At 64.9% G+C, this 20,274-nt stretch carries 14 protein-coding genes; 11 read left to right on the top strand and 3 right to left on the bottom strand.

The annotated features are described in order from the left end of the window. Positions 1-67: 67 nt before the first annotated feature. The gene (locus MTP16_RS22180; RefSeq protein WP_243514116.1) at positions 68-343 is read left to right on the top strand and encodes a hypothetical protein; all 276 of its coding nucleotides are present in this window, start codon (positions 68-70) and stop codon (positions 341-343) included. A gap of 112 nt (positions 344-455) precedes the next feature. On the opposite strand, the gene MTP16_RS22175 is transcribed toward MTP16_RS22180, so the two are convergent. Both MTP16_RS22175 and rfaD read right to left on the bottom strand, forming a co-directional pair. Then, positions 456-1,844, bottom strand: coding sequence for an FAD/NAD(P)-binding protein (locus tag MTP16_RS22175; protein WP_243514113.1), 1,389 nt, complete (start codon positions 1,842-1,844; stop codon positions 456-458). Positions 1,845-1,941: 97 nt separating this feature from the next. After that, a complete protein-coding gene (gene rfaD / locus MTP16_RS22170) occupies positions 1,942-2,910 on the bottom strand; it encodes an ADP-glyceromanno-heptose 6-epimerase (protein WP_243514110.1) in 969 nt (322 codons plus the stop codon). A 160-nt stretch (positions 2,911-3,070) separates the two neighbouring features. Here rfaD and MTP16_RS22165 point away from each other — a divergent pair, with 160 nt between their 5' ends. The 6 genes from MTP16_RS22165 to MTP16_RS22140 all read left to right on the top strand — a co-directional run bounded on the left by MTP16_RS22165 (position 3,071) and on the right by MTP16_RS22140 (position 11,395). Beyond that, on the top strand, positions 3,071-3,982 hold the full coding sequence (locus MTP16_RS22165) for an ABC transporter substrate-binding protein (RefSeq protein WP_243514107.1): 912 nt from the start codon (positions 3,071-3,073) through the stop codon (positions 3,980-3,982). After that, positions 3,982-4,983: a FecCD family ABC transporter permease gene (locus MTP16_RS22160; protein WP_243514096.1), complete on the top strand. Its 1,002-nt coding sequence runs from the start codon at positions 3,982-3,984 to the stop codon at positions 4,981-4,983. The genes MTP16_RS22165 and MTP16_RS22160 overlap by 1 nt, the downstream gene beginning before the upstream one ends. 95 nt (positions 4,984-5,078) lie before the next feature. After that, positions 5,079-5,495, top strand: coding sequence for a 6-pyruvoyl trahydropterin synthase family protein (locus MTP16_RS22155; protein WP_243514094.1), 417 nt, complete (start codon positions 5,079-5,081; stop codon positions 5,493-5,495). A gap of 130 nt (positions 5,496-5,625) precedes the next feature. Beyond that, positions 5,626-6,738: a lipid-A-disaccharide synthase gene (gene lpxB, locus MTP16_RS22150; RefSeq protein WP_243514092.1), complete on the top strand. Its 1,113-nt coding sequence runs from the start codon at positions 5,626-5,628 to the stop codon at positions 6,736-6,738. 245 nt (positions 6,739-6,983) lie between these two features. Then, positions 6,984-10,709, top strand: a complete 3,726-nt coding sequence (locus MTP16_RS22145; protein ID WP_243520112.1) for an IPT/TIG domain-containing protein — start codon at positions 6,984-6,986, stop codon at positions 10,707-10,709. 134 nt (positions 10,710-10,843) lie between these two features. Further along, positions 10,844-11,395, top strand: coding sequence for a hypothetical protein (locus MTP16_RS22140; protein ID WP_243514090.1), 552 nt, complete (start codon positions 10,844-10,846; stop codon positions 11,393-11,395). Positions 11,396-11,459: 64 nt separating this feature from the next. Here the strand turns inward: MTP16_RS22140 and clpX are convergent, their stop codons facing one another. Then, positions 11,460-12,683, bottom strand: coding sequence for an ATP-dependent Clp protease ATP-binding subunit ClpX (clpX, locus tag MTP16_RS22135; protein WP_243514088.1), 1,224 nt, complete (start codon positions 12,681-12,683; stop codon positions 11,460-11,462). 255 nt (positions 12,684-12,938) lie between these two features. Between clpX and MTP16_RS22130 the strand changes: the two genes are divergently transcribed. The 4 genes from MTP16_RS22130 (at position 12,939) to MTP16_RS22115 (ending at position 20,269) form a co-directional block, all read left to right on the top strand. Beyond that, positions 12,939-16,967 (top strand): two-component regulator propeller domain-containing protein, encoded by a 4,029-nt coding sequence (locus MTP16_RS22130; protein ID WP_243514085.1) that lies wholly within the window; start codon positions 12,939-12,941, stop codon positions 16,965-16,967. 304 nt (positions 16,968-17,271) lie between these two features. Then, positions 17,272-18,729 (top strand): T9SS type A sorting domain-containing protein, encoded by a 1,458-nt coding sequence (locus tag MTP16_RS22125; protein ID WP_243514082.1) that lies wholly within the window; start codon positions 17,272-17,274, stop codon positions 18,727-18,729. Between the two features lie 65 nt (positions 18,730-18,794). After that, entirely contained in the window at positions 18,795-19,433 is a 639-nt protein-coding gene (locus MTP16_RS22120; protein ID WP_243514079.1) for a GNAT family N-acetyltransferase, read from the top strand. Between the two features lie 47 nt (positions 19,434-19,480). Further along, a complete protein-coding gene (locus MTP16_RS22115; protein ID WP_243514077.1) occupies positions 19,481-20,269 on the top strand; it encodes a hypothetical protein in 789 nt (262 codons plus the stop codon). The last annotated feature ends 5 nt before the right edge of the window (positions 20,270-20,274 follow it).

Raw genomic sequence — 20,274 nt, 5'->3', positions numbered from 1 at the left:
ATGAAAAAAGCGGTTAATTGGTTAATACAGCAAGCCGTAGATAACCAAGTGCCGGCCCGTTATTCTGATGAAATCTGCCGCCGAATACCTCAAAGGTCATGTGTTTGAAGCCCGCCGCCCGCGCCGCGAACTGCAGCCGGTGGTCAGCCACGCTGACGCCGTGCAAGCCATCGAGCAAGCCCTGGCCGACGCCGAGAAATACCGCTACCTGTTGATGCGCGCCCTGCGCCACCACGACGCCGCCGAAGCCACCCCGGCGCCTGTCCGCCTAGCCGACATTCGCCCCGCTTTTCCTGCTACCGAAGCGCCGGTGCTGCCCATGTACCCCGCGCTGGCCGCGTAAGCTCATTGCCCGCCACAGTTCAAGAAGCCGCTCCATCTGGGGCGGCTTTTTCGTTGCGCTCGTTTGGGCTTGAATCAAAAGCGCGCAACGTCAGCACGGGATGAAGCACGAATTACCGCCCTTCCACCCGCCGGGCCAGTTCCCGCGCCAGGTCGGCCGCTTGCTGCCGAATTTCCGGCACGGCCGTCGATTCAAAATAAGCCGGCCGCCGGCTGGGGCCGAGGGTGAACAGCGTGGTAGAAACCCGGCCATCGGCTCCGCGCAGGGCGCCGTGCGGGTCCGTCTGCATGCCCAGGCCGAGCGGGTCGGCGGCCAGGTGGCCCTTGTCGCGCAGGCTCATCACCAGCGGGTCGGCAATGCGGCCGTAGTCGAGCAGGGGGCCGGCGCAGCATACCACGTGCTGGGCCGTGTGCCACTCGCCGGGGCCCTTTCGCGCGCCTATTCGTACGTGTAGCAAGTCGCCGTCGGGCAATATTTCACGCACCGAGCCCACCCGCAGCTGTACCAGGCCATTAGCGGTTAGATTGGCTAAAGCAACCGCATTTTGCGGCGGGCTGCGGTGCCGGGCCACCGCCCACACCCCCGCCAGGTGCCGCAGAAAACGGCGCTGCTCCACTAGCGGCCACGCCGCCCAGATGCGGCCCAAATCCGGCCGCAACGCATCGAGCACGGGCCGCCAGTCGATGCCCTGCACCGCGGCAGCCCGCAGGTGCCGCTTGAAAACGCGCAGTACGCCCGCCACAGTGGTTTCGGCGGCCAACTCGGGGTAAAAATTAGAATAGCCGGCCGCCGCCGGGCCGTGGGCGCTAGGCCAGCGGCCGTGGCGGGCCACCACCGTTACGGGGGCGCGGTGTCCGTCGTGGTGCAGGGCCAGCAGCACGTCCACCGCCGTCAGGCCCGAGCCGATGAGCAGCACCGAGTCGTCGGGCCCGATGCGGCGAAGGTTGCCGGTAGCCCAGGGGTCGGCGTGGTAGCCGGGGTGGTGCAGGTAGCGGTGGTCGGGCCCGGCCGGGGGCGGGGGCGGGAAGTTGCCCAGGGCCAGCACCACGTAGTCGCTGCGGAGTTGGGTGCCGTCGGCCAGCAGCACATGGCGCTGGCCCGAGGGCAGGAGCGAAGCCGTAAGGGCTGTGGTGCGGTGCCAGCGCAAACCAGACTGACCGGTAGCCAAAGCGGCGGCCAGTTCCTCATGCAGGTAGCGGCCGTAGGTGGCACGTGGAGCAAATTCGGGCGCGCCGCTGGCACTTTCAGGCTGGGTGTTCAGCCAGTTGGCAAAATGTCCGGGCGCGTCGGGGTAAAGGCTCAGGCCGCCGGGGCGCACGTTCAGCAGGTATTCGGGCCGCCGGGCGGTGTAGGCCAGGCCGGGGCCCGGCACTTCGCGTGGCTCGACGAGGTGAATTTCGGCCCCCGCCAGCGCCGGTTGCTGCCGCAGCTGCAGCACCAGCGCCGTGCCCGCAAAGCCGCCGCCCACTACGGTAATGACGGGAAAGGCAGGTTGGGTCACGGGCGGGGAGGGCGAATTGTAGAGACGCATGCTTGCGTCTCAATCGTTGAATAATGCAGGGCAGCCGACACCGCCGGTGAGACGCAAATATGTGTCTCTACAGGTACCGCCCGGGCAGCAGGTAGTTCTGCACGTAGTCTTGAATGCCGTCTTCCAGCCGGGTAAACGGCTGCTCGTAGCCGATGCTTTTGAGCTTGCTCATGTCGGCCTCGGTGAAGTACTGGTACTTGTCGCGGATATCCTCGGGCGTGTCTTTAAACCGGATGTCGGCCGTGCGGCCCAGGGCCTGGAAGGTATTCAGGGCCAAATCGAGGAAGGTGCGGGCCTGGCCGCTACCCAGGTTGTAGATGCCGGAGTGCGTGCGGTGGTTCAGTAGGAAAAAGCACACTTCCGCCACGTCCTTCACGTACACAAAGTCGCGCATCTGGCCGCCGTCGGTGTAGTCGGGGTGGTGCGACTTAAACAGCATCATTGAGCCCGTCTGCTGAATCTGATGGAAGGCGTGAAATATCACGGAGGCCATGCGGCCCTTGTGATATTCGTTGGGCCCGTACACGTTGAAAAACTTCAGCCCGGCCCAGAAATACGGCTTTTCTTCCTGTTGCAGAGCCCAGTTGTCGAAGTCGTTTTTCGAGTCACCGTAGGGGTTCAGCGGGCGGTAGAGCGGAAACAGGGCCTCGTCGGTATCGGTGTAGCCCAAGGTGCCGTCGCCGTAAGTAGCGGCCGAGGAGGCGTACACCAGCGGCAGGTTGTACTGCACGCAGGCCCGCCACATTTGCTTGGAATAGTTGAGGTTGAGCAGGTCAAACACGGCCGGGTCCATCTCCGTGGTGTCGGTGCGGGCGCCGAGGTGGAAGATGAATTCCACCTGCTCGTGGTTGGCGTCGAGCCAGTCGAAGAACGTTTCGCGGTCCACGTACTCGCGCAGCTTCTTGCCTTCGATGTTGGGCAGCTTCTTCTCGATGGAAAAATTGTCCACCACCACAATGTCGTTGAAATTGGCGGCGTTGAGGCGGGAAACAAGGCAGCTGGCAATGAAGCCGGCCGCGCCGGTGACTACTATCATGGAGCGGGGAATTGGAACGGGGCAAAGGTAAACTGCTGGGCCTTGTGGTACGAGTATCCCGAAGCTCCTGCTTCGGCTCGCGTCCGAATTGTTCAACGAACCGAAGCAGAGCTTCGGGATACTAGTGCCACGCGCCGGGTAGCACGCCTACCTTTGCCGCATGCGTTTTCTGTTGCTGCTTTTACCGCTGGCGTGGCTGGCAAGTTGCCAGTCCGATTCGAAACCCGCCGCCCCCGTGGCCGTGCACGATGGCCTGGGCCGGGCCCTCACCCTGCCCGCACACCCGCGCCGCGTGCTGGCACTGGCCCCCAGCATGACCGAAATGCTCTACGCCGTGGCCGACACCGCCACCATCGTGGCCCGTTGCCCGCAGGACAATTTCCCCGTTGCCGTGCTCAGCAAGCCCGTCGTCAACAACTACCCGCTCGACCTGGAGCGCCTCGTCACGCTCAAGCCCGAGGTGGTGTTCACCGTCGAAGGCATCACCTCCGTCGATGACGCCAAGCGCCTGCAGGACCTGGGCATTCCGGTGTACTACATGCGTTTTCGCAAAGTGGAAGATGTTTTCACCGGCATGGAAGAGCTGGGTCGCCTGCTCGGCCGCGAGGCGCAGGGCCACCGCGTGGCCGACTCGCTCCGCCAAAGCATGAAAATCCTCGTCAACTCTCCCGCCCACCAACCCGCCAACCCACCAAAAGTGCTGGCCATCACCTGGCAGGACCCTATTTACTGCTACGGCCAGAACACGCTCTTCACCGACGAAATCCGCCTCGCCGGCGGCCAAAACGCCGTGACCGAAACCTTCCCGCAGCCCTACCCGGCCCTGACGCGCGAGTACATCCTCAAGCTGAACCCCGACGTGCTGCTTGGCGGCAGCTTCGAGAAGCTGGACAGCACGTTTTTCAAGAATTACCCTGAGCTGAAGCGCATCAATGCCTATAAAACCCGCCGCGTCTTCGCCATCACCGGCAACCTGATGGAGCGGCCGGGCCCGCGTGTGGTCGAGTCGGTGCGCGAGTTGCAGGGGCTGCTGAGGCAACCGGCTTCCACGGCGTCAGCTGCTACCCGCTGATGTCTGCCCGTCGCCCGCTGCTATGGCTGGTAACCGGCCTGCTGCTCACGCTGGCCTTGCTGGTGCTGGGCTTGCGCGTGGGCAGCTACAGCACGTCGTACGGCTTCATCCTGAACACCTTCCGGCACTACGACCCCGCCGACCCTGCCCAGCTGGTGCTGGTGCAACTGCGGCTGCCGCGCCTGCTGCTGGCGTTGCTGGCCGGCGCCAGCCTCGCCGTGAGCGGCTACCTGCTCCAAACTCTCGTCACCAACCCGCTGGCCGACCCTTATTTATTGGGCACGGCCTCGGGGGCCTCGCTGGGGGCCATTGCTTCCTACGTGCTGGTGCCCTCTCTCACGGTAATGGGCGTGTATTTGCCGCCGGTGGCGGCGCTGGCGGGCGCGTTTGGTGCCACGTTGCTGGTGGTGGCGCTGGGCACCCGGCGCGGGCGCATCATGCCGGCACCGCTGCTGCTGGCGGGCGTGGCGGTGGGAGCATTGGCGGCAGCTGTGGGCAGCCTGCTCACCTTCCTGGCCTCGCCCGAGGGCAGCCTGCGCAGCGTGGTGTTCTGGGCGTTTGGTAGTTTCGAGCGGGCCGGGTGGAGCGTGCTGCCGTATCCGGCGGCGGCGCTGGCCATCAGCTTGTTCGTGCTGGGCTTCCTGCAAAAAGATTTGAACCTGCTGCTGCTGGGCGAGGAGCGGGCCGCGGCGTTGGGCCTGCCCGTGGCGCGGCTGCGCTGGTTGCTGGTGGGGCTGGCGGCGGGCCTCACGGGGGGCGTGGTGACGCTGTGCGGGCCGGTGGGCTTCGTGGGGCTGCTGGTGCCGCACCTCACGCGCGGCCTGCTGGGCACCACGGGCCGGCTCAATCTGCTGTTTTGCGCGGTGCTGGGCGGCAGTTTTTTGCTGGCCTGCGACCTGCTGGCCCGGCTGCTCTACCCGCCGGCCGGGCTGCCGGTGGGCTTGGTCACGGCCCTGTTCGGGGTACCCTTCTTCGTATATTTGCTGCGGAAAAATAATTAAGCTATTAGCCATTGGCTGTTAGCTGTTGGCTTCTTTTCAAAGAGGAAGCCAGAGAAAGCTAACGGCTATCAGCTAGTAGCTAAAAGCTTAGAAGAATGATGTACATCAGCCGCCAGGAACATTTCAACGCCGCGCACAAGCTCTACAACCCCAAGTGGAGCGAGGAGCGCAACCGCGAAGTGTTCGGCCCCTGTGCCAACACCAACTGGCACGGCCACAACTACGACCTCATCGTGACGGTGAAGGGCGAACCCGACCCCGAAACCGGCTTCGTGGTCGACCTAAAGGCCCTGTCCGACCTGCTGCGCACGCACATCACCGAGCAGGTCGACCACAAAAACCTCAACCTCGACGTGCCCTTCATGGCCGGCCAGATGGCCAGCACCGAAAACCTGGCCATCGCCTTCTGGCAAATCATCGAGCGCGAGCTGCCGGCCATCACCCCCGCCAAGCTGCACTGCGTAAAACTCTACGAAACGCCGCGCAACTTCGTGGAATACTACGGCGGCTAGAAGTTTTGACTGTTGAGAGTTGAGTGTTGAATGTTGAATGGATAGCGGCGGTATCATTCCGACGCAACTGCAACCTCTGCGCGTCAACCCTTAACTCAAAACTCAACATTCAAAACTCAACACTCTTCCAGTGAAGTATTATTTAATAGCCGGCGAACGGTCGGGCGATTTCCACGCCGCCCACCTCATGCGCGAACTCAAGCTGCAAGACACCGCCGCGCAGTTCCGCTACTGGGGCGGCGACCTGATGGAAGCCGAGGGCGGCGAACTGGTGCGCCACTACAAGGAGCTGGCCATCATGGGTTTTGTGGAGGCTGCTACCAGCGTGCTCAAGTTCCGCGGCTACCTCAAGCAGTGCCAGCAGGACATCCTCACCTTCAAGCCCGATGTGCTGATACTGGTGGACTACGCGGGTTTTAACCTGCGCATGGCCCGGTTTGCCAAGGAGCACGGCATCAAGGTGTTCTACTACATCTCGCCCAAAATCTGGGCCTGGAACCAGGGCCGCGTCGAGAAGGTGAAGGCCTACGTCGACAAGATGTTCGCCATCCTGCCTTTCGAGCGCGAGTTCTACCAGAAGTTCGGCTACGAGGTGGACTACACCGGCAACCCCACGGCTGACGCCGTGGCCGAGTTCCAGCCCACGCCTGATTTCCACGAGCGCAACCGCCTTGACCCCAACCGGCCCATCATTGCCGTGCTGCCGGGCTCGCGCAAGCAGGAAATTGAGGAGATGCTGCACGAGATGATTGCCATCCTGCCGGGCTTTCAGGAGTACCAGTTCGTGGTGGCCGGCGTCACCAACCTCGACCCGAACTACTACAAGCACTTCCACCGCAACGGCATCCGGTTCGTCTTCGACCAAACCTTCGACCTGCTCAGCCACGCCGCGGCCGCCCTGGTCACGAGCGGCACGGCCACCCTCGAAACCGCCCTGTTTGGCGTGCCCCAGATTGTGTGCTACCGCACCAGCCTGCTGAGCTATACCATCGGCAAAATGGTGATTAAGGTGCCCTACATCTCCCTGGTGAACCTGATTGCGGGCCGGGAAGTGGTGAAAGAGCTGATTCAGGGCGAATTCAACGCCCGTAACCTGCTCGACGAGCTGCGCACCATGCTGAACGACGCCGACTACCAGGCCCGCATCCAGGCCGGCTACGCCGAGCTGCGCGAAAAGCTCGGTCAGCAGCAGGCCGCCAAAAAAACCGCCGAGCTGATGGTGCAATACCTGCGCTCGAAGTAGCAGCGGAGCAGCGCGCTTGCTGCCACCAAAACAGCCCGTCCTTGCCGTGCAAGGACGGGCTGTTTTGGTTCTTGGCCTGGCTTTAATCCAGCAACGTGGGCCGGGTGTGGCTATGCCACGCAGAAGAAAAAACGCGTTCAATCGCCCTTGCTGACCGATAATCGGATGCCATTGGTCGATTTTCATCGGATAAACAGGGGAGGGAAGTTATATTTACTGTCTCCACCTCACCTAAATTTCCTTTGATGACCTATCGTTACCAGTCCCGGCCGGACACCCAACGGCTAGACATTTCTTCCCCAGGCCGCCAGGGCCTCCGTCGCCTTGGCAGCGCGCTGCTGCTGTCGTTGGGCCTTTCGTTGGGGGCGCAGGCGCAGCAGGCCGCGCCGCACTTCTTCCGGGCTGATGGCGAGGCCAAAGGAGCCGCGGCTGCGTCGCCGCTGTCGGCCGCGCTCTACCATTCGCAGGCCCTGACGCTGAACGTGGCCGGCCTGCGCACCGCACTGGCAACCGCTCCGGCCGAAACGCAGGTGGGCGCCGCGCCGCTGGTGCTAGCCCTGCCGCTGCCCAACGGCAGCACCGGCCGCTTTGCCGTGCGCGAGGCCCCCGTGATGGCGCCCGCCCTGGCGGCCCAGTACCCCAATGTTAAAACCTACGCCGGCGTGGGCCTCGACGACGCCTCGGCCTCGGTGCGGCTTGACCTGACGCCGCAGGGCTTCCACGGCCAGGTGCTGGCCGCCGGCGGCAAAAGCTTTTACATCGACCCGGTGACGCGCACCGACACGCGCCACTACCTGGCTTTCTATAAGTCAGACATGAACCGGACGGCCAAGGCCGCCGGTCCGGCCATGACCTGCGGCTTCGAGCCCACCAAGGCCGAACTGCAAGCCAGCGCCGCCCGCGTAGCGGCCGCCACGGCCGGCACCGCCGCCCGGGTGCAGGCCAGTGGTTCGCAGCTGCGCACTTACCGCCTGGCCGTAGCGGCCACCGGCGAGTACACCACGTTCCACGGGGGCACGGTGGCCCAGGCCCAGGCGGCCATTGTCACGACCGTAAACCGCGTGGTGGGCGTGTACGAGAAGGAACTGGCCGTGCGCCTGGTGCTGGTGGCCAACAACAGCTCGCTGATATACACCGACGCAACCACCGACCCTTACGCCAACACCAGTGGCGACTTGCCGGCCAACCAAACCAACGTCAACGCCATCATCGGCGCGGCCAACTACGACATCGGCCACTTGGTGGGCACGGGCGGCGGCGGCGTTGCCGGCCTGGGCGTGGTGTGCGGCACGAGCAAAGCCCGTGGGCTGACCGGTTCGAATAGCCCGGTGGGCGATGCTTTCGACATCGACTACGTGGCTCACGAAATGGGCCACCAGTTCAGCGGCAACCACCCCTTCAATGGCAATGCCGGCAGCTGCGGCGGCGGCAACCGCAACGCCAACACGGCCTGGGAGCCCGGTTCGGGCACGACCATTATGGCCTATGCAGGCATCTGCGGCACGGCCAATGACCTGCAGCCCCACTCGGACCCGACCTTCCACACGGGCAACTACCAGGAGATGCGGGCCTTCATTGATGGCACGACCTGCAGCACCGCTTCGGCTACCGGCAACACGGCGCCCGTGGTAACGGCCCCCGCCAGTGGCAAAACCCTGCCCATTAGCACGCCTTTTAAGCTGACGGCCACGGCCACTGACGCGGAGAACGACGCCTTAACCTACATGTGGGAAGAGCTGGACCTTGGCCCCCAGCAGGCCCCCAACGCCGCCCAGGTGGCCAATTCAAACGTGCCCCTGTTCCGCTCGTTTGTGCCCCTCACCAGTGGTACCCGCTACTTTCCGCGCATCACGGACCTGGTGAACAACACCACCGTTATTGGTGAGCGCCTGCCCACGGTGACCCGCTCGCTGAACTTCCGCTGCACGGCCCGCGACGAGCACGTCGGCCCGGCGGGTACCATCGGCGGCGTGGACTACAGCCCGACGGTGAGCCTGAGCGTTACCAGCGCGGCCGGCCCCTTCGTGGTGCAGTCCCCCAATACGGCCGTGAGCTGGATTGGCGGCGCCGCCCAAACCGTGACCTGGGACGTGGCCAACACCGTGGCCGCCCCCGTGAGCTGCACGCTGGTTAACATCCGCCTCAGCCTCGACGGCGGCCTGACGTACCCCACCGTTCTCGCCGCGAACGTGCCCAACAACGGCTCGGCCGTGGTGGTGGCTCCCAGCCCCGCTACCGCCGAAACCCAAGCGCGCATCATGGTGGAAGCCGCCGACAACTACTTCTTCGACATCTCAAACGCCAACTTCACCATCACCCCGCCCGCGGTAGGGCCTACCATCACCAGCTTCACGCCGGGCGGTGGCTTGGCCGGCACGGTGGTAACCATCTTGGGTTCCAATTTCACGGGCGCCACGGCCGTTAGCTTCAACGGCACGCCTGCGACCAACTTCACGGTGGTCTCGGCCACGCAGCTGACGGCTACGGTAGCCGCTGGCACCACCACGGGCGCCATCACCATCACCACGCCGGTGGGCACGGCCACTTCGGCCATGCCGTTCATTGTGGGTGCCCCGCCCACCATCACCAGCTTCACGCCCACCAGCGGCGCGGTGGGTAGCACGGTGGTCATCACGGGCACCAACTTCACGGGCGCTACGCAGGTGACGTTCAACGGCACGATAGCGACGACCTTAACTGTTAACTCGGCTACGCAGGTTACCGTGACCGTGCCCGCCGGTGCCACTACCGGCGTCATTGGCCTGACGGCGCCTACGGGCACGACTGCTTCCACCGCCGTATTTACGGTGATTCCGGCGCCGACCATTACTTCGTTCACGCCCGCCTTCGGCCGACCCGGCACGGTGGTGACCATTACGGGCACCAACTTCACGGGCGCCACGCAGGTGACGTTCAACGGCACAGCAGCGACGACGTTCACCGTCGTTTCAGCTACGCAGATTACAGTGACGGTGCCCGCCGGCGCTACTACGGGCTTCATCGGCGTAACCGCTCTGGGCGGCCCCGGTACTTCGACAACTGTCTTCACGGTGCCCGTGCTGGCCAACGACCTCTGCGCCGATGCCATTGCCGTCACTTGCGGCCAGACTGTGACCGGTACCACCGTAGGGGCCACCACCGCCAGCGACCCGACCGGTAGCTGCGGCGGCGAGACCGTCGACGGCGGCGGGGTGTTCTACAGCATTGTGGGAACGGGCCGCGCCATCACGGTTTCGACTTGCGCGACGGCCACCCGGTTCGATACCAAGCTCTTTGTGTATCGCGGTGCCTGCGGTACCTTCATCTGCGTGGGTTCTAACGACGATGCCAACTGCGCTGCCCGTGCGACTGCATCGGCCGTTACGTTCAACTCGACCTTGGGCACCACCTATTACGTCATGGTGGGCGGCTACGGCACGGCTACCGGCGCGTTCGCGCTGAATGTGAGCTGCGTGCCGCCCGCGCCGGTTGTTACCAGCCTGAGCCCGGTGAGCGGCCCGGTGGGCACCACGGTCACTGTAACGGGTACGGACTTCTCCAACGCTACTTCCGTTACCATCAACGGTCAGAACGTGAGCAACCTGGTCGTGGTAAACGCCACCACCATCACCTTCACCGTGCCCACCAACGCCAGCACCGGCAACGTGGTGGTGACCACGCCCGGCGGCGCCAGCAACGGCACGCTGTTCACCGTAACGGTGATTTCGTCCACCGCCAACGCCGCCAAGAGCGAGTTCAGCGTGTGGCCCAACCCCGTGGCGGGCAAAGGCGCCCTGCACGTGAAGCTGGCCGTGCCGGCCGCTTCGGCCACCCTCACGCTCTACAACGTGCTGGGCCAGGTGGTGAGCACCCGTAGCTTCGGCGGCAGCGGCACCGAGGTACCCACGGCCGGCCTGGCCTCGGGCACTTACCTGTTGAGCGTGCAGACGCCGGGCCGCGCGCCCAGCATCCAGCGCGTGGTGGTAGAGTAGAAATCGCGTTGATTCATTTCAGCTCAATAAAAAAGCCCGTCAATTGACGGGCTTTTTTATGAGTTATTATCAAAGCTATGCGTAGGAAAGGACTCGTGCTTTGGGGAGTAGGGCTATTTTGCAGCGCTTGCCTTGTGCGGGCATATTTCAGTGCTGGGCATCTGCTTGCCATCGATTGCAGCCCCGACCGGGGCCTTGTGGATTTGGTGGAAGATTCTAACTTATTGCCAATTACCAACCCCCGTCAGCTCCGGGAGTTGCTCAGTCCGGCGGAATACCGGGTAGCAATGGACACCACTGAGTACTACAACCGGGAAACAAAAAGAAAATGGACGTGGCGGGCTCGGGACTATGTCGTTTATGACGATTCGCTAATCGTGACGCAAAACTTTTCTGCCAAGCTGGTGCTGATGTATGACAACGTGTTGAGCAACACACCGGGTGGGGACCGGGAATACTTTTTCCAAATCAGGACTTACACTAAAGACAAAAAGCTCATCGACCAAACTGAGTTCGCAACTTGGTCGAGAGCCAAGCAGGACTTTTGCGACGGTGTCCTGACGGATGATTATTTCCTGATTCGTTCCTGTGACAACCAAGACATGGTGAAGCGGCTAAACAAAGCCGGCCGCTTTATCAGTCCCAGCCAACGAATGATTACCTGGCTAAAAATCAGGGGATATTAGCCAAAGCAAAAGAGCGGCCCACAGGTGGGCCGCTCTTTTGCTTTGGCTAAAAGGTGAAGTGCTGCTACGCCGCCCGCATGTGGCGCAGGGTCGACTTCTCGAACTTGCTACGGCAGTAGCTCAAGTTGATTTGCAGGTGGCTGGCGTCTTCTTCCGAAGGCATTTCGAACATGGCATCGGTCATGATGCTCTCGCAGATGGAGCGCAGGCCGCGCGCGCCGAGGCGGTACTCGTCGGCTTTCTCCACGATGTACTCCAGGGCGTCTTCGGTGAAGCTGAGTTCGATGTTTTCCATGCCGAACAGGCGCTTGTACTGGCGCACGAGCGAGTTTTTGGGCTCGGTCAGAATCATGCGCAGCGTGTCTTTGTCCAGGGGGTTGAGGTGGGTGAGCACGGGCAGGCGGCCAATGAGCTCGGGGATGAGGCCGAAGCTCTTGATGTCCTGGGCCGACACGTAGCGCAGGAAGTTCTGCGTGTCGACCTGCTCTTCGAGGTTGGTTTTGGCGAAGCCCAGGGGCTTGGTGTTCAGGCGGCTCTTGATGATGCGGTCGATGCCCGAGAAGGCGCCGCCGCAGATGAAGAGGATGTTCTCAGTGTTCACCGAAATCATCTTTTGCTCGGGGTGCTTGCGTCCGCCTTGCGGGGGCACGTTGATGTTAGTGCCTTCCAGCAGCTTGAGCAGGGCCTGTTGCACGCCCTCGCCGCTCACGTCGCGCGTGATGCTGGGGTTGTCGCTCTTGCGGGCAATCTTGTCGATTTCGTCGATGTACACGATGCCGCGCTCGGCGGCTTCGAGGTTGTAGTCGGCGGCTTGCAGCAGGCGGGTGAGGATGCTTTCCACGTCTTCGCCCACGTAGCCGGCCTCGGTGAGAACGGTAGCGTCGGCGATGCAGAAGGGCACCTGCAGGATTTTGGCCAGCATGCGGGCCAGGAAGGTTTTGCCGGTGCCGGTTTCGCCCACCATGATGATGTTCGACTTCTCAATCTGCACCTCGTCGTCGGAGGGCTTCTGCATCAGGCGCTTGTAGTGGTTGTACACGGCCACGGCCATCACGCGCTTGGCTTCGTCCTGGCCCACCACGTACTGGTCGAGGTGCTCCTTGATGGCGCGCGGCTTGATGAGGTTGAACTTGGGCTGGCGGCTGGCGTCCTGGGCTTTGGCCTCTTCGTCGAGGATGTGCTGGGCCTGGCCCACGCATTTTTCGCAAATGTGGGCGTTGATGCCCGAAATCATAACGGCGACTTCGCGCTTGCTCTTATTGCAAAAGGAACAGGATATTTCGGCCACGGAGAGAGAATAGAATAGGGTGGGAGGGGCTGGCTTGCGCCCAAGCAAGTTCAAAGATACGACACGCCCAACGTCAGCAGCCAGAAAAATGGTGCCATCACCAAAAGGTTTGAATAGGTGGTTGCCTCTATATTGCGAGAGATTTAAAGCTGCAGGATAGGCAAGGTAATGCCTTGTAGTGAAATTCTTAGGTCGTCAACACGCCGGTCGGATATGGAACGCACGCACTGGAGGATACTGGGGCTAAGCGTTTGGTTGCTTGGCGCCCACGCGGCCGCGGCCCAAACCCTGGCCCTGCGCGACTACACCCTCGACAACGGCCTGCCGCAGAGCATGGTGTACGCCATCTGCCAAGACGGGCAGGGCCGCCTGTGGGCTGGCACCCAGGGCGGCGTGTGCGTGTTCGACGGCCAGAAATTCCGTACCCGCACCACTGCCCAGGGCCTGCCCGACAACCATGTGCGCGCCGTGGCCGCGGCCCCCGACGGCACCCTGTGGATGGGCCACAGCTACGGCGGCGTGTCCTTCATTCGGCCCGACGGGCAGGTGCGGCGCTGCCGCCCACGCGGGCTGGGCATTCCGGCCAGCGTGGCCTGCGTGTGGCCCGCCAGCAACCAGGTGGTGTGGGTGGGCACGCCCGGCGACGGCCTGTTTCGCCTCGTCTGCGGCCCTGCCGATACCACCGTGACGCACTACGGCACCGCCCAAGGACTGCCCTCGCGCGCCGTGCAACGCGTGGCGCCGGGGCCCGGCGGCCGGGTGTGGGTAGGCACCGCCGTCGGCCTGATGCTGCTCGACCCGCGCGGCGGTTCCGCGCCGGCGCTGCCCCCCGACGTGCAAAATGTGGCCATCAACCACGTGCAGCGCGTGAGCGACACCCTGACTTGGTGCGCCACCCCCAACGGGCTGGTGCGCCTGAGTGGGGCCGGAACGGCCGCTCAGCCCTGGCGCGTGCGCCGCTACGGCCCGGCCGAGGGGCTGTGCGCGGCCCCGGCCATGCGCGTGGTGCAGGACCACGCCGGCAACGTGTGGGCCACCACCGCCGCGGGCCTGGCTCAGCTGCCGGCCGGGGCCAGCCGCTTCCGCTGCCGGGCCAGCCGCGGCTTTCTCGACAGCAACGTGAACAACGACCTGCTGGAAGACCGGGAAGGCAACATCTGGTTTGTGTACGACGACGGCATTTCCCAGCACCCGGCTGATGAGCGGTTTCAGCAATACGGCAAGCCCGAAGGCCTGCCCGACAACGAGGTGACGGCCGTGCAGCCCATCGGCAACGGCCGCTACTGGATAGGCACCCGCAACGGCATTGCCGAGCTGCAGCCCGCCGCGGCCGACCCGCGCGCGCTGAGCCGGCCGATACCCGTGCGCGGCGGCTCCGACAACCACTACATCCGCAGCCTCTGCCGCGACCAGCGCGGCGACTTGTGGATGAGCAGCCACCGCGAAGTGGCCCGCTACGCGCCCGCCACCGGCCGCTGGACGTATTTTGACCAACTGCCGGCCGCGGCCCGCGGCCATGTAATGAGCATGGCCGAGGACCGGCGCGGCCGGCTGTGGCTGGTCACGCTCGGCTACGGGGTTTTTGTGTTTGACCCCGCCACTCAGCAGTTCAAGGCCCTCAGTGCGAAGAAAGATGGGCTGATTTCGGACGCCTTCTGGCAGGTGTTTCGGGACCGGGCGGGCGGGCTGTGGCTGGCCAGCGACGACCAGGGGCTCATTCAGGTTGACACTGAGCACGACACATTCCGGCGATTGGACGGGCAGGCCGGGGCGTTAAGCCTGGGCTCCATTTCGGAAGACCCGAGTGGGCAGCTGTGGCTGGGCACCATTGGGCGGGGCGTGCTGCGCTATTCGCCCGCCACTAAAAAAGTGCGCGCGTTCGGCCCTGAAGTCGGCTTGCAATCGAGCAACCCCTTCTTTGTGCAGTGCGACGGCGACGGGCGGGTGTGGGCCGGCACCAACCGGGGCCTCGACTGCTTCGACCCGCGCCAGCAGCGCACCGTGAGCTACGGCCTGCACGAGGGCTTTTTGGGCCAGGAAACCAACCAGAACGCGGTGTATCTGGAAGATGGAAAGCAGCTGTGGGTGGGCACCATGAACGGCCTGATGCACTACGACCCCGCCCGCGCCCATGCCAACCGCGTGACGCCCGTGCCCCAGCTCACCGGCCTGCGCATCTTCCTGAAAGACACCACGGCCGCGCCCGGCATGGAACTGCCCGCGCGGCTCAACTACCTTACCTTCGACTACATCGGCGCCAGCCTCACCAACCCCGACCAGGTGCGCTACCGGTACCGCCTGCTGGGGTTTGAGGACGACTGGGCCGGGCCGCTCACGGCCACGTCGGCCACCTACACCAACCTGGGCCCCGGCCAGTACACCTTCGAGGTGAAGGCAGCCAACGAAGCAGGGGTGTGGAGCGCCCGGCCGGCGCGGTTTTCGTTCAGCATTCGGCCGCCGTGGTGGCGCACGTGGTGGGCTTATGTGTTATACGCCAGCGGGTTTGGTTTGGTGCTCTACGGGGTGCGGGCCTATACCAAAGCCCGTGAGCGCGACCGCGCCAACCGCCGGCTCGAACACCAGGCCCTGGCCCACCTGCAGGAGATGGACCGGGTGAAAACCGATTTCTTCACCAACGTCAGCCACGAGCTGCGCACCCCGCTCACCCTCATCCTGGGGCCGGCCGAGGTGCTGGCCACCGAGCCCACCGACCCGGCCGTGCGCCGGCAGGGCGGCCTGGTGCTGCGCAATGCCCGCAAGCTCCTCAGCCTCATCAACCAGCTGCTCGACCTGAGCAAGCTCGAAGCCGGTGCCCTACGCCTGCTGCCCACCTCCGGCGATGCGGCCGCGACGGTGCGCCAGCTGGTGGCCTCTTTTTCCTCGCTGGCCGACAGCCGTCAAATCACGCTGACCTGCCACACGCCGCCCGGCCCGCTGCCGTTGGTGTTCGATGCCAGCAAGCTCGAAGAAATTCTGACTAATCTGTTGGCCAACGCTTTGCGTTTCACCCCGGCCGGTGGTTCCGTAACCGTGACGGTGGCCGAAACGCCGCCTTCGGCTACCACGCCCGTCGGGGGCGTGGCCATTGAGGTGCGCGACAGCGGCCCCGGCATTGCCGCCGAAGACCTGCCGCACCTGTTCGACCGTTTTTACCAGGCTAGCAACCCCGCCGCCGAACACCTGCGCACCGGCACGGGCATTGGCCTGGCGTTGGTGCGCGAGCTCACGGCCCTGCACGGCGGCACCGTGGTGGTGAGCAGCGAGCCCGGTGTCGGCGCCGTCTTCACGGTGCACCTGCCGCGGGGGCTGCGGCCTGTGGCCGTGACGCTGGGCGGGGCCTCTACCAGTACTCCGGCTCCGGCGCCCGCTGCTGCTGAGGAGTTAACAGAAGAGCCAACGCCGCCCCAGGCCGAGGCCGAAGTGGTGCTGGTGATTGAAGACAACGACGAGGTGCGCGAGTTTGTGCGGGCCACGCTGGCGCCGGCCGGCTACCGCGTGCTGCTGGCCCCCGATGGCCGGGCCGGCGTGGCCCTGGCCCAGGCCGAAGTGCCCGACTTAGTAGTAAGCGACGTGATGATGCCCGGCCTGAATGGCTACCAGGTATGCGAACAGCTCAAAACCAACCCCGTGACCAGCCACATTCCGGTGGTGCTGCTCACGGCCAAGTCGGAGCCCGACGCCAAGCTCGAGGGGCTCGAAACCGGCGCTGATGCCTTCCTGGCCAAGCCCTTCAACCCGCGCGAGCTGCGCGCCCAGGTGCGCAACCTGCTGGCTTTGCGTCAGCGGGTGCGCACCCATTTCGCCACCGCCACCCAGCCCGAAGCCGCGCCCACCGAAGTGCCCAAAGCGGCGCCGGCCACCACCGCTCCGGCCACCACCGCTCCGGCAGCGCGCCCGGTGCGTGGCGTAGACGCGGCCGAGCACGCGGCAGCCGTGGCCGGGCTGCCCTCGCTCGACCAGGAGTTTTTGCGCCGGGTGAACGAATCGGTGTTGCAGCACTTAGGCGACGAAACGTTTGGCGTGGATGAGATGGGGCAGGACATTGGCATGAGCCGCACGCAGGTGCACCGCAAGCTTAAGGCCCTCACGGGGCAGTCGCCGGGCGAGTACATCCGGGGCACGCGCCTGCAGCGGGCGCACGCCTTGCTACAGGTGCGGGTGGGCACGGTGGCGGAGGTGTCGTACCAGGTGGGCTTTGGCAGCCCGGCCGCTTTCTCCACGGCGTTTTCGCGGCAGTTCGGCTACCCGCCCAGTGCGGCAGCGCGGCAGGCAGGCGAGGAGTAGGACCGGAAAGGCCCCATGCCTTCACGAAGGACACGACAGGCTTTGCGTGCGCTTGACGCGACGACGAAACTCACCCAAATATCCCCCAACAGCAACCCGGTGCGGCACCTCGCTCACCGGGTTTTTTGTGGATTTTCTGGGAGGATTTTAAGGCCTTGGCACGATTGCGAATGCATTTGCAACAAATGCCAAAGCGGTGCAACGGCCACCAACGCATTTGCAACGCAGCCGAACGGGGTTCGGGAAGGTGATGGACTTGCTTTGACACTGTCAATCAGCCACTCCTCCAACCCCGGTCCGTGCCATGAAAAATATCTACTTTTTGCTGTTGCCCGTGAGCCTGCTGGCCGGCTTGCCGCTAGTAGCTGTGCATGCTCAGGTGTCGCTCACGGGCTCATCAACCTTATATATAGGACCCGGTGGCACGGTGACTTCGCCCGGCTACCTGAACGTGGGTGCCGGCACCACCCTCACCAACGAGGGCCAGCTGGAAGTGGGCGGCAACCTGACCAACAACGGCACCGTGACCACGCCCACGGCCGCCGCGGCCCTGCTCCGCGCCAACGGCACAGCCCAGCAAACCTTAAGCGGCTCCAGTCCTTTGCCCCTGCAGAACCTGACGGTGAGCAACCCTGCCGGCGTGACCTTGAACCTGAACGCCACGCTGGCCGGCATCCTCACCCTCACCAACGGCCTCGTGACCATTGCCACGGCCACCCCACTGGTGCTGCTGCCCACCGCCCCCGACCCTTTGGAAACCAACAGCGCCCGCCTGGTGGGGCCCGTGACCATGGCCGCGCGCAGCGTGGGCGGCGGCGCCTTCGGGCCTTTTCTGGGCCTGAGCATGCCGGCGGGTGGCGGCAACGTGGGCAACATCACGCTGACGCGCGTGACCGGTCCGGCGGGCGTTACCACCGTGAATGGCAATGCCTCGGTGGCCGTGTATTGGGAGGTGGCGTCTTCGGCCAACGGCAACCCCAAGCGCAAGATGCACTTCAGCTGGCTGGGCGCGCTCGACAACGGCCGCAACATGGCGCAGGCCACGCCCTGGCGGAGCGACGCGCCCTATGCCATCTGGCAGCGGGCGGCCGGCCCCACTACCGACGTGTCGGCCACCAGCCCGCGGCAGTATAGCCCGGCGGCGGCCAACACCGAAGACGTAGTCGGCCGCTTCACCATATCCGACCTCAACACGCCGCTGCCGGTGGAGTTGGTAGAATTCACCGCCCGCCGGCAGGGGCCCGATGCCCGCCTGGACTGGCGCACGGCGTCGGAGAAAAACAACGCCTACTTCGACGTGGAGCGCAGCCTCGACGGCCTGCTGTTTGAGCGCGTCGGGCGGGTGGCCGGGCAGGGTAGCAGCACGCAGGTGCATGACTATCAGCTCGTAGATGCCAAAGTGGCGCAGTACGGCGTGCCCACGCTCTACTACCGCCTGCGGCAGGTGGATGCGGATGGCACAGCCTTGTTTTCGTCGGTGCGCGCGGTGGCGGTGGAAAGCACTACGGCCCTGCTCGTCAGCGCCTGGCCCAACCCGTCGGCGGGGTCGGGGCCGCACATTCGCATTGAGCAGCCTTTTGCCGGACCCCTCACGGCCACGCTCACCGATGCCGCCGGCCGCCGGCTGGCCGAATTCCGAACCACCGACCGCGTGAGCGAGGAAGTACTCGGGGCTGAAACGAGGGCGCTGAGCAGCGGCGTGTACCTGCTGCGCGTCACCACCGCCGGCACCAGCCAGGTGCTGAAGCTGGTGCGCGAGTAGCCGGCCGGGCTTTGGCTTGTGCCTGATTTTCAACGCCTATTAGCCGTTTCATTTCAACCACGCTTATGGTTCCCACCCTTACTCCGCCGGCTTATCGCCTGGGGGTTGCCGACCTCGGCTGGGCCACAGCCTTGCTGGCCGATGCCTGCGCCGACCACCCCGTGCTGCGCCACTGCTGCAGCGGGCCTGCCGCGGCGGCGCAAAAAGCCTGGCTGCTGAGCCGGCTGCTGCGCTTTGGGCTGCGCTATGGCCGCGTGTATGCCAACGCCGAGCGCACGGCCCTGGCGGTATGGCTGGGCCCGGGCCAATTGGCGGCCAGCTGGTGGCAGCTGCTGCGGGTGGGGCTGCTGCCCGCCGCGCTCTGGCGCCTGGACTGGCGCAGCTGGGGGCGGGTGCGGCAGTACCTGGCCGCCACGGCCTGGCTGCGGCACCAAAGCATGGCTCGCCCCGGCTACCACTACCTGCTGGCCCTGGCCGTTCGGCCCAGCCACCGCGGGCGGGGCCTGGGGCGCCGGCTGCTGCAAGCCACCCTGATTCTGACCCAAGCCAGCGCGCCCACCGCCTGCTACGCCGAAACCCAGGTGCCCGAGCAGCTGCCCTTTTACCAGCGGCTGGGCTTCCAGCTCACGGGGCAGTGCCCGGCGGGGCCCGGCGCGCCCTGGCTCACCACCTGGGGCCTGACGCGGGCCGCGCCGCCCCACTAGTGCGGGGCGCATTTCACATGATTCATCTCTCACTTTTCTGTTAAAAAATGACTACTTCTTTCCGCTTCCTGTTTGCCGCCGGCTGCCTTTCGGCGTTGCCATTTGCCGATGCGCTGGCCCAGGCCGCCAAGCCCACCTCCAAAACCACGGACTGGCCCGCCGCCAAGCCCGCGGCCAAGCCGGCGCCCAAAACCGCCGCCAAGCCAGCGGCCAAACCTGCCGCCAAGCCCGCACCCAAACCGGCACCTGCTCCACGCGTGGCCACCCAGCCCGCCCCGGCCCCCGCGCCTGCTCCGACGCCCGCACCCGCTCCAGCTGCGGCCACTGCCGGGACCGGGGCCTTTGGCGTGGGCACCAGCGCGGTGAACCTGGGTGTGGGCGTGGGCAGCCGCTACAGCTACGGCGGCGGCTTTTTTGGCGGCAGCTCGTCGGTGACGCCGGCACTGAGCCTGTCGTATGAGCGGGGCATTATGCCGCTGGGGCCGGGCGTGCTGGGCGTGGGCGGCATTGTGGGCTACCAGGGCGCGAGCTACGACCTCGGCGGGGGCGATAAGTGGAAGTATACCGACATCGTGGTGATGGCGCGCGGCACGTTTCACTACCCGGTGAATGAGAAGTTTGATGCCTATGGCGGCCTGGGCATGGGCGTGCGGCACGCCGGGGTTTCGTTTTCGGGCAGCAGCATCTACGGCTCGCTTGGCTCGGCCAGCGGCAACGAGTTTGCCCTGGGCCTCTTCGTGGGCGGACGCTACTTCTTCACCGAAAGCATCGGGACCTTTGCCGAACTGGGCTACGACCAGACTTACCTCAAAGTGGGCCTCGCTGCCAAATTCTAGGCCGG

It is taken from the genome of Hymenobacter monticola, from assembly GCF_022811645.1.
Taxonomy (GTDB): domain Bacteria; phylum Bacteroidota; class Bacteroidia; order Cytophagales; family Hymenobacteraceae; genus Hymenobacter; species Hymenobacter monticola.
This window is presented reverse-complemented; position numbering and strand designations above follow the sequence as displayed.

Excerpts from the sequence above, each read along its gene's own strand:
- MTP16_RS22120 (WP_243514079.1), top strand. The coding sequence starts at position 18,795 with ATGGTTCCCACCCTTACTCCGCCGGCTTATCGCCTGGGGGTTGCCGAC.
- MTP16_RS22115 (WP_243514077.1), top strand. The coding sequence starts at position 19,481 with ATGACTACTTCTTTCCGCTTCCTGTTTGCCGCCGGCTGCCTTTCGGCG.
- MTP16_RS22180 (WP_243514116.1), top strand. The coding sequence starts at position 68 with ATGAAATCTGCCGCCGAATACCTCAAAGGTCATGTGTTTGAAGCCCGC.
- MTP16_RS22165 (WP_243514107.1), top strand. The coding sequence starts at position 3,071 with ATGCGTTTTCTGTTGCTGCTTTTACCGCTGGCGTGGCTGGCAAGTTGC.
- MTP16_RS22145 (WP_243520112.1), top strand. The coding sequence starts at position 6,984 with ATGACCTATCGTTACCAGTCCCGGCCGGACACCCAACGGCTAGACATT.
- MTP16_RS22160 (WP_243514096.1), top strand. The coding sequence starts at position 3,982 with ATGTCTGCCCGTCGCCCGCTGCTATGGCTGGTAACCGGCCTGCTGCTC.
- MTP16_RS22155 (WP_243514094.1), top strand. The coding sequence starts at position 5,079 with ATGATGTACATCAGCCGCCAGGAACATTTCAACGCCGCGCACAAGCTC.
- rfaD (WP_243514110.1), bottom strand. The coding sequence starts at position 2,910 with ATGATAGTAGTCACCGGCGCGGCCGGCTTCATTGCCAGCTGCCTTGTT.
- MTP16_RS22125 (WP_243514082.1), top strand. The coding sequence starts at position 17,272 with ATGAAAAATATCTACTTTTTGCTGTTGCCCGTGAGCCTGCTGGCCGGC.